This is a genomic window from Mesorhizobium sp. M7A.F.Ca.CA.002.04.1.1, from assembly GCF_004022805.1.
Taxonomy (GTDB): Bacteria; Pseudomonadota; Alphaproteobacteria; order Rhizobiales; family Rhizobiaceae; genus Mesorhizobium; species Mesorhizobium ciceri.
The window spans coordinates 1-7,487 of sequence record NZ_RZPL01000229.1 but is presented as its reverse complement, the minus strand read 5'-3'; the positions used below and the strand labels follow the sequence as shown (position 1 = coordinate 7,487).

The following is a 7,487-nucleotide window of genomic DNA, read 5'->3' as shown; positions in this document are numbered from 1 at the left end:
GTCCATATGTTTGGTGAGATCGAGATCCTCGCGGATTGCCTTCAGCACGAAGGCCTGTTCGAGGTCGCAGAGGTCCTGATGGCCGGGTTCGCCCTCCATCGACAACATCTCGTCTGGCTTGGCGAACTTGCCGTCCGCGCCGGTCGCCGCATTGTGCAGGCGGATGGTCGAGGTCTTGGTGTGGGTGTCGATGTCATCGGACTTCACACCTTCCTTCATGACGATCGACACGCAGCCATTGGGCGAGATGACGTCCTTCACGAAGAAGGCGGTTTCCGAAATCATCGGCCCCCAGCCGGCCTCATACCAGCCGACCGAACCGTCATCGAACAGCACCTGCAAGTGGCCGTAATTGTACATCGAGGGCGCGACCTCGTCGGTCAGCCGCACGCCCATGCCGCGCACTTCCACGGGCTTCGCATCGGTGATCTGCAGCATGACGTCGAGATAGTGCACGCCGCAATCGACGATCGGCGAGGTCGTCTGCATCAACTGCTTGTGCGTCTCCCAGGTATGGCCCGAGGATTGCTGGTTGAGGTTCATGCGGAAGACGTAGGGGCCGCCGAGCTTGCGCGCTTCGGCGATGAGCCTGATCCAGGACGGGTGATGGCGCAGGATGTAGCCGATCACCAGCTTCCTGCCGTTGGCCTTGGCCGCCGCGACGACGCGCCTGGCATCGGCCACCGTCGTTGCCAGCGGCTTTTCGACGAAGACGTGGCAACCGGCCTCGAACGCCTTCACCGCATAGTCGGCATGGCTGTCGGAATAGGTGGCGATGCAGGCGACATCGGGCTTTTCGTCACGCAATGCCTCGTCGAAGGAGCGCCTGATGCCGTAACCCGACAGCCCGTCCGGCAGCGGCACGTCGGAGCGATTGATCAGCGCCGCGATCTGGAAACCTGGATTGGTATGGTAGGCCAGCGCATGGCTGCGGCCCATATTGCCGAGGCCGGCGACGACGACACGCAGGGGTTGGGCCATTTCAATTCGCCTTTTCTTGACTGCGGGCTGCGAGAGCCACCATCACCTGTGGCTCACATTCATCTGCGACCCGCAGGGCTGCTTCTTCGCTGTCACACCGGGACAAAAGTCGAAAGCCATAGGCATCAACTCCGTCCTTGATCAGTGAAAGCCTCTGATCATCAGGCAAGGGATGCTCAAGGTTGAGCGCCTGCTCGAACGCTTTCGACTGCTCGTCTTCCATCTGGGAATTGACGCGCCAACGAATGTGACAATTGTATTCCTTCGGCCGGCGCTCCGGCCCAAGCCGTGCAAACCAGACAGCAGCGTTGATATAGAATTGCGGACCCCAGGAAGACTTCTGAAGGTTCAGCACACAGATCGTCTCCGGCCACTCTCGGTAGAAATTTTTGGCGCGAACGCCCCGGAATCCATAGTGGCTCGCTGTCTCGACGAGGGCCTGTACGATAGCTTCTTCCCCGCCGCTCACTTCACCGCTCCGGAAGTAATGCCGCGGATCAACTGCCGCGAGAAGATGACGTAGAGGATCAGCACCGGCATGATCGCCAGCGACAGCGCCGCCAGGATAGCGTTCCAGTTGGTGACGAACTGGCCGAGGAAGAGCTGCGCGCCGAGCGTCACCGTCTTGGTTTCTTCCGACGGCGCCAGGATCAGCGGGAACCACAGGTCATTCCAGATCGGGATCATGGTGAAGACGGCGACGGTTGCCATCGAGGGCCTGACCAGCGGCAGCACCAGGCGGAAGAAGATGGTGTATTCCGACAGGCCGTCGATGCGGCCGGCATTCTTCAGATCGTCGGACACCTGCTTCATGAACTCCGACAGGATGAACACGGCAAGCGGCAGGCCTTGCGCGGTGTAGACCAGGATCAGCGCCGTCAGCGTGTTGACCAGCCCGCTCGCCACCATCAATTGCAGGATGGCGACGGTGCCCAGCCGGATCGGGATCATGATGCCGAGCGCCAGATAGAGGCCCATCAGCGAGTTGCCGCGGAAGCGGTATTCCGACAGCGCGAACGCCGCCATGGCGCCGAACAGGAGCACGAGGAACAGGGAGGCGACGGTGACGACGAGGCTGTTCTGGAAATAGTGGATGAAGTCGCCCTGGCCGATGACGGTGGTGTAGCCGATCAGGTCGAAGGTTTTGGGCGTCGGCGGCGTCAGCGGCGCGCCGAAGATGCCGGCGCGGGACTTGAACGAGTTCATGATCACCAGGATCACCGGAAACAGCGCGATCACCGTGTAGGTCAACAGGATCGCATGGGCGCCGATGGTGCGGGGTACGGAACGGGTGGCGGTGCTCATCTCTCGGCCCCTCAGAACTGGTAGCGACGCAGGCGCGTCTGGACGAGAAAGAGATAGACGCAGACGCCGCCGAGGATGATCAGGAACATCATCGTGGCGATCGCCGCGCCCATATTGGGGTCGCCGACCTGCAGCTGGAAGCCGAAGAAGGCGCGGTAGAGGAAAGTGCCGAGAATATCGGTCGAATAGTTCGGCCCGGCGAGCGCGCCTTGCGCGGTGTAGATCAGGTCGAAGGCGTTGAAATTGCCGACGAAGGTGAGGATCGAGATGATGCCGATCGACGGCAGGATCAGCGGCAGCTTGATCTTCCAGAACTGCGCCAGGCCGGTGATGCCATCGCATTCGGCGGCCTCGATCACCTCTTCGGGGATCGACAGCAGGGCGGCGTAGATCAGCATCATCGGGATGCCGACGAACTGCCACACCGAAATCAGGCTGAGTGCGGTGAGCGCATATTGTTCCTTGCCGAGCCATGGCGTGAACAGGCTTTTCAGGCCGACGAGATCCATCAGATGCGGCGCTACGCCCCACAACGGGGACAGGATCAGCTTCCAGGCGAAACCGACGATGACGAAGGACAGGATGGTCGGCACGAAGATCGCCGTGCGGTAGAAGGCCGCGAACCTCAGTCTCGGGCTGGACAGAAGCGCGGCCAGCATGACGCCGATCGGGTTCTGCACCAGCATGTGGATGATAAAGAACCAGGTGTTGTTCCTCAGCGCGTTCCAGAAACCCACCGACCAGTTGGGATCGCCGAACAGCATGCGGAAGTTTTCCAGCCCGACGAAGACCTGGTGCTGCTCGATGTTGCGGAACAGCGAGAGCTGCAGCGTGCCGGCGAGCGGCAGGATCATGATTGCCGTGTAGACAAGCACCGCCGGCGCCAGGAAGACGCCTATATGCCAGCGGAACGGTCTTTTCGGTCTGATATCTGCGGCCATGAGTTCGGTCCCCGCCGTCTCTCGGTTCCAAAGGGTATCGATCTAGATGATGCCTCGATGCACGGCCCGACCATTCCTGCCGATGCGGCAGGAACAAAGGCCTGCGACTGATCAGCTAGCCTTCCCCGAAGAGAGGGTAAGGCCGGGAGGCGGTGCCGACAATCGCAATCTGAATAGGCGCACTTTGAATGAGGTAGTCCGGAACCGGCCAGGCGTGCGCCGGCCGGTTCCATTACCTGAGCTCTTACTTGGCCGGATGGTACCAGCTGTCGAGGCCGGTCTGCAGCTTCTTGGCCGCCGCTTCCGGCGTATCGGTGCCGTTGATGACGTTGGCCGATTCAACCCAGGTCTCGTTCTCGAGGTTCGGCGTGCCGCGCGACAGGATCTGGTAGGTCGAGCGGATCGTCGACTTGCACTTGCCGCGCCAGGAGACGAATTCCTGCGCCAGCGGGTCTTCCATCTTCACCGGCGAGGAGTTCAGGCTGAAGAAGCCCGGCAGTGCGTTGGCGTAGATGGTGGCGAAATCCGGCGAGGCGACCCAGGACAGGAAGGTCTTGGCCGCATCGGCGTTCTTCGAAGCCGCATTCAGGCCCATGCCGATATCGGTATGGTCGGAGATGTAGCAGGTGTCGCCGGCCTTCTCGACCGGCGGCGGGAAGGCGCCCATCTTGAACTGCGCCTGGGTGTTGAACAGGCCGATCTCCCACGAGCCGGCCGGGTAGATGGCGGCGCGGCCGAGCGTGAACAGGTTCTGGCTGTCCGGATAGGTCTGCGCCTCGAAGCCATCGCCGAGATAAGGCTTCCACTTGGCCAGTTCCTCATACGGCGCGACCCAGTCCTTGTCGGTCAGCTTCTGATCGCCCTTGATCAGCGCCGCGCGGCCGTCCTCGCCCTTCCAGTAGTTGGGGCCGATGTTCTGGTAGCCCATGGTCGCGGCTTCCCAGAGATCCTTGGTGCCCATCGCCATCGGGATGTAGGTGCCGTCGGCCTTGATCTTGTCGAGCGCGGCGAAGAACTCGTCGCGGGTCTCCGGCACCTTGATGCCGAGCTTGTCAAAGGCGTCCTTGTTGTAGATGAAGCCGTGGATGACCGAAGCCATCGGCACGCAGAAGCTCGCCTTGCCGTCGTCGGTCTGCCAGGCGGACTTGGCCACCGGCGAAAAGTTCTCCATGCCGGGCAGCGCCGAGAGATCGGCAAGGTTGCCCTTCTTGAACAGCTCAAGCGACTTGTCGAACGGGCGGCAGGTGATCAGGTCGCCCGCCGAGCCGGCGGCGAGCTTGGCGCCGAGCGCGGCGTCATATTCGGTCGGAGCCGACGGTGCGAACACGACCTTGATGCCCGGGTTCTTGGCTTCGAAAGCCGGGATCAGCTTGTCCTTCCAGATGGCAAGGTCGTCGCCGCGCCAGCTTTCGATGTTGAGCGTTACGTCGTCGGCGTGAGCCAACCCGGCCGAGCCGAGAATGCTGGTGCCCAAAAGCAGTGCCGTCAGTAGTTTCGTTGTCATGCTCAGTCTCCCTGTTGACCTTTTTCAGGTTCGGTTTTGATGAGAACAGAGGCTTTTGAGCCCTTGCTCCCCTCTATAGCGGAAAGGGCCGGCCGCAACTTCTGGCCGGCCTCTTCCAGTATCTTCTGCGCCGCGTCAGTGCTGTCGGCGCCGGCGGCGAGCAGAATGGCGGTCTTGACCGCGCCGCCGCTCTTTTCGAGCAGGCGGGCCGCTTCGTCCGTGCCGCGGCCGCTGACGGCGGCGACGATACGCGCCGCGCGGTCGCGCAGCTTGATGTTGTCGGCCATGAGATTGACCATGTAGCCGTCATGCACATGGCCGAGATGGATGGCGGTCAGCGTCGACAGCATGTTGAGCGCGATCTTCTGGGCAGTGCCGGCGCCCATGCGCGTGGAGCCGGCGATCAGTTCCGGCGGCGTTTCGAGCAGGATGGCGGTTTGTGCCTGGCGCAGCAGCGCAGAGTCCCTGTTGTTGGCGATGCCGATGGTGGCAGCGCCGCGGCGGGCAGCCTCCTCGATGGCCCGCACGGCATAGGGCGTCGTGCCGCTGGCGGAAATGGCGATCAGGCAGTCGCCCTTGCCGAGGCCGGCCTCGGCGACCGCTGCCGCGGCTTCCTCGGTATCGTCTTCCGGCCCGCCGGCCAGCGTGCGGAAAGCGTCGTCGCCGCCGGCGATCAGGATGGCGATGCGGTCGCGGTGAATGCCGAAGGTGCCCGGCAGCTCCAGCGCATCGGCCAGTGCCATCAGGCCTGAGCTGCCGGCCGCGGCGTAGGCAAGCTTGCCCCCGCTCTTCAGCCTGCCGGCGATGATCTCGGCGGCCCTGGCGATGGATGGAATGGCATGGCGCACCACCTTGGCGGCTTCGATCTGCGCATCGGCCAAATAGGAAAGGATGGCGTCCGGAGGCTGGATATCCAGCCCCTCGGCATTTTTGTGAAGCGCTTCGGTGCGCGTTTCGGCCATCCCGGTTCCTCCAATACCAGAACAATACCAAAAAAATACCACTTGTCCACACGCATTAACGAATTCGCGGGCCGGAAATCGCTGAGCCGCCGAAATAGGCAGATTCTTCAATAAAATACGGCTTAAACTTTTTGAAACGGAAATTAATCCTTGGCTATTGGTATTTTATTGGTATTATCCGCCCGGAGGAGAAATCAACGTGAATTTCGTGCTCGGAATCGATGGCGGCGGCACCAGCTGCAGGGCCGCCCTGGCAACGGCGGACGGCACGGTGATCGGCCGCGCCAAAAGCGGCGCCGCCAACATCCGCACCGACCTGACCGGCGCCCGCTCGAACATCGTCGAGGCCGCCAGGCAGGCGTTCCTCGTCGCCGGGCAGGATCCGGAACTGATCCCGCGAACGCCCGCAATTCTCGGCCTTGCCGGCGCCAATGTCGGCACCTACCGGCAGCAGCTCGAGGCGATCCTGCCATTCAGCATCAGCCGCGTCGAGACCGACGCCGAAATCGCGCTGGAAGGCGCTGTCGGCGCCGGTGACGGCGCCATGGCGATCCTCGGCACCGGCACCGCCTATATGGCGCGCAGACAAGGCAAATCGCGCGCCATCGGCGGCTGGGGCTTCCAGGTTGGCGACCAGGGCAGCGGCGCCCGTATCGGCCGCGACCTGCTCGAACAGACACTGCTTGCCTATGACGGCGTCCGCGCGGGCTCGCCGCTGACGCAGAGCATGCTGGCCGTCTTCCGCAACAACCCGGAGGATGTCGTCGAATTCACCACCAATGCCAAGCCCGGCGATTTCGGCGGCTTCGCACCCAAGGTGTTCGAACACGCCGAGAAGGGCGACAGCGTCGCCAACTGGATCCTCGACAGGGTGGTTGCCGATGTCGAAGCCTCGCTCGGCGCGCTCGATCTCGCCGACGACGCGCCGCTGTGCCTCCTCGGCGGGCTGGCGCCGCTCTACGCGCCGCGCCTGTCTGCCCGCTACCGGGCGCTGCTGAAGCCGCCGCTCGACGACGCGCTGGGCGGCGCGGTGCAGATGGCGGTTCGCCTTTTCGCCGGACACGCGAAGGCAACTCGATGAGCGAGGCCGCCGACCAGATCTTCGCCACGCTGAAACATCAGGCGCAAAGCGGCGCGCCGCTTTATCTGCAGCTGCGCAAGAGCATCGAGGACGCGGTCAACCGCGGCCTGATCGGGCCGGGCGACGCGCTGCCCTCCGAGCGCGACATCGCCACCAAGGCCGATATTTCGCGGGTCACCGTGCGCAAGGCGGTGCAGGACCTGGTCAAGGGCGGCATCCTGGTGCAGCGCCACGGCTCCGGCACCTTCGTGGCGCCGCGCATGGAGCGTGTCGAACAGTCGCTGTCGCGGCTGACCTCGTTTACCGAGGACATGGCGCGGCGCGGCATGGTGGTGCGTTCGGCATGGCTCGACCGCGGCCTTTACGCACCTTCGCCCGACGAAATGATGGTGCTCGGCCTGTCGTCGAACGAACTGGTGGCGCGCGTGGCGCGCCTGCGCATTGCCAACGACACGCCGCTGGCGATCGAGCGGGCCTCGCTGTCGGCCAGCGTGTTGCCCGACCCGGCCGACATAGGCTCCTCGCTCTATGCCGCGCTGGAATTGACCGGCAATCGGCCGGTGCGGGCGGTGCAGCGCATTTCCGCCGCCAATCTCGGCGACAGCGACGCGCGCCTGCTCGAGGTGCCGCCAGGCATTGCCGGCCTGCACATCGAACGCATTTCCTATCTGGCGAGCGGCAAGGTGATCGAATTCACCCGCTCTATCTACCGG

Annotated in this window: 8 protein-coding genes; 2 read left to right on the top strand and 6 right to left on the bottom strand. The window is 63.4% G+C overall.

The genetic code is table 11. From position 1 onward, the window contains the following. The 6 genes from ENZ75_RS14245 to ENZ75_RS14220 all read right to left on the bottom strand — a co-directional run. On the bottom strand, positions 1–981 hold a 981-nt coding region (locus ENZ75_RS14245; protein WP_206617037.1), incomplete at its 3' end, for a Gfo/Idh/MocA family oxidoreductase. 1 nt (position 982) lies between these two features. After that, positions 983–1,450 (bottom strand): DUF4304 domain-containing protein, encoded by a 468-nt coding sequence (locus ENZ75_RS14240; protein WP_013528571.1) that lies wholly within the window; start codon positions 1,448–1,450, stop codon positions 983–985. After that, complete coding sequence (locus tag ENZ75_RS14235; protein ID WP_013528572.1) at positions 1,447–2,286, bottom strand: carbohydrate ABC transporter permease; 840 nt, start codon at positions 2,284–2,286, stop codon at positions 1,447–1,449. Before ENZ75_RS14235 ends, ENZ75_RS14240 begins: the two co-directional genes overlap by 4 nt. 11 nt (positions 2,287–2,297) lie before the next feature. Beyond that, positions 2,298–3,227: a sugar ABC transporter permease gene (locus tag ENZ75_RS14230; RefSeq protein WP_013528573.1), complete on the bottom strand. Its 930-nt coding sequence runs from the start codon at positions 3,225–3,227 to the stop codon at positions 2,298–2,300. A gap of 244 nt (positions 3,228–3,471) precedes the next feature. After that, on the bottom strand, positions 3,472–4,731 hold the full coding sequence (locus ENZ75_RS14225) for an ABC transporter substrate-binding protein (protein WP_013528574.1): 1,260 nt from the start codon (positions 4,729–4,731) through the stop codon (positions 3,472–3,474). 2 nt (positions 4,732–4,733) lie between these two features. Then, positions 4,734–5,693 carry an N-acetylmuramic acid 6-phosphate etherase gene (locus tag ENZ75_RS14220; protein ID WP_027161162.1) on the bottom strand — a complete coding sequence of 320 codons (960 nt, stop codon included), beginning with the start codon at positions 5,691–5,693 and terminating at the stop codon, positions 4,734–4,736. A gap of 199 nt (positions 5,694–5,892) precedes the next feature. Between ENZ75_RS14220 and ENZ75_RS14215 the strand changes: the two genes are divergently transcribed. Together ENZ75_RS14215 and ENZ75_RS14210 are read left to right on the top strand one after the other, a co-directional pair. Then, positions 5,893–6,774 (top strand): N-acetylglucosamine kinase, encoded by an 882-nt coding sequence (locus tag ENZ75_RS14215; protein WP_063169683.1) that lies wholly within the window; start codon positions 5,893–5,895, stop codon positions 6,772–6,774. Continuing rightward, a partial coding sequence (locus ENZ75_RS14210) for a GntR family transcriptional regulator (protein WP_164887818.1) occupies positions 6,771–7,487 on the top strand: 717 nt, incomplete at its 3' end. The genes ENZ75_RS14215 and ENZ75_RS14210, both read left to right, overlap by 4 nt.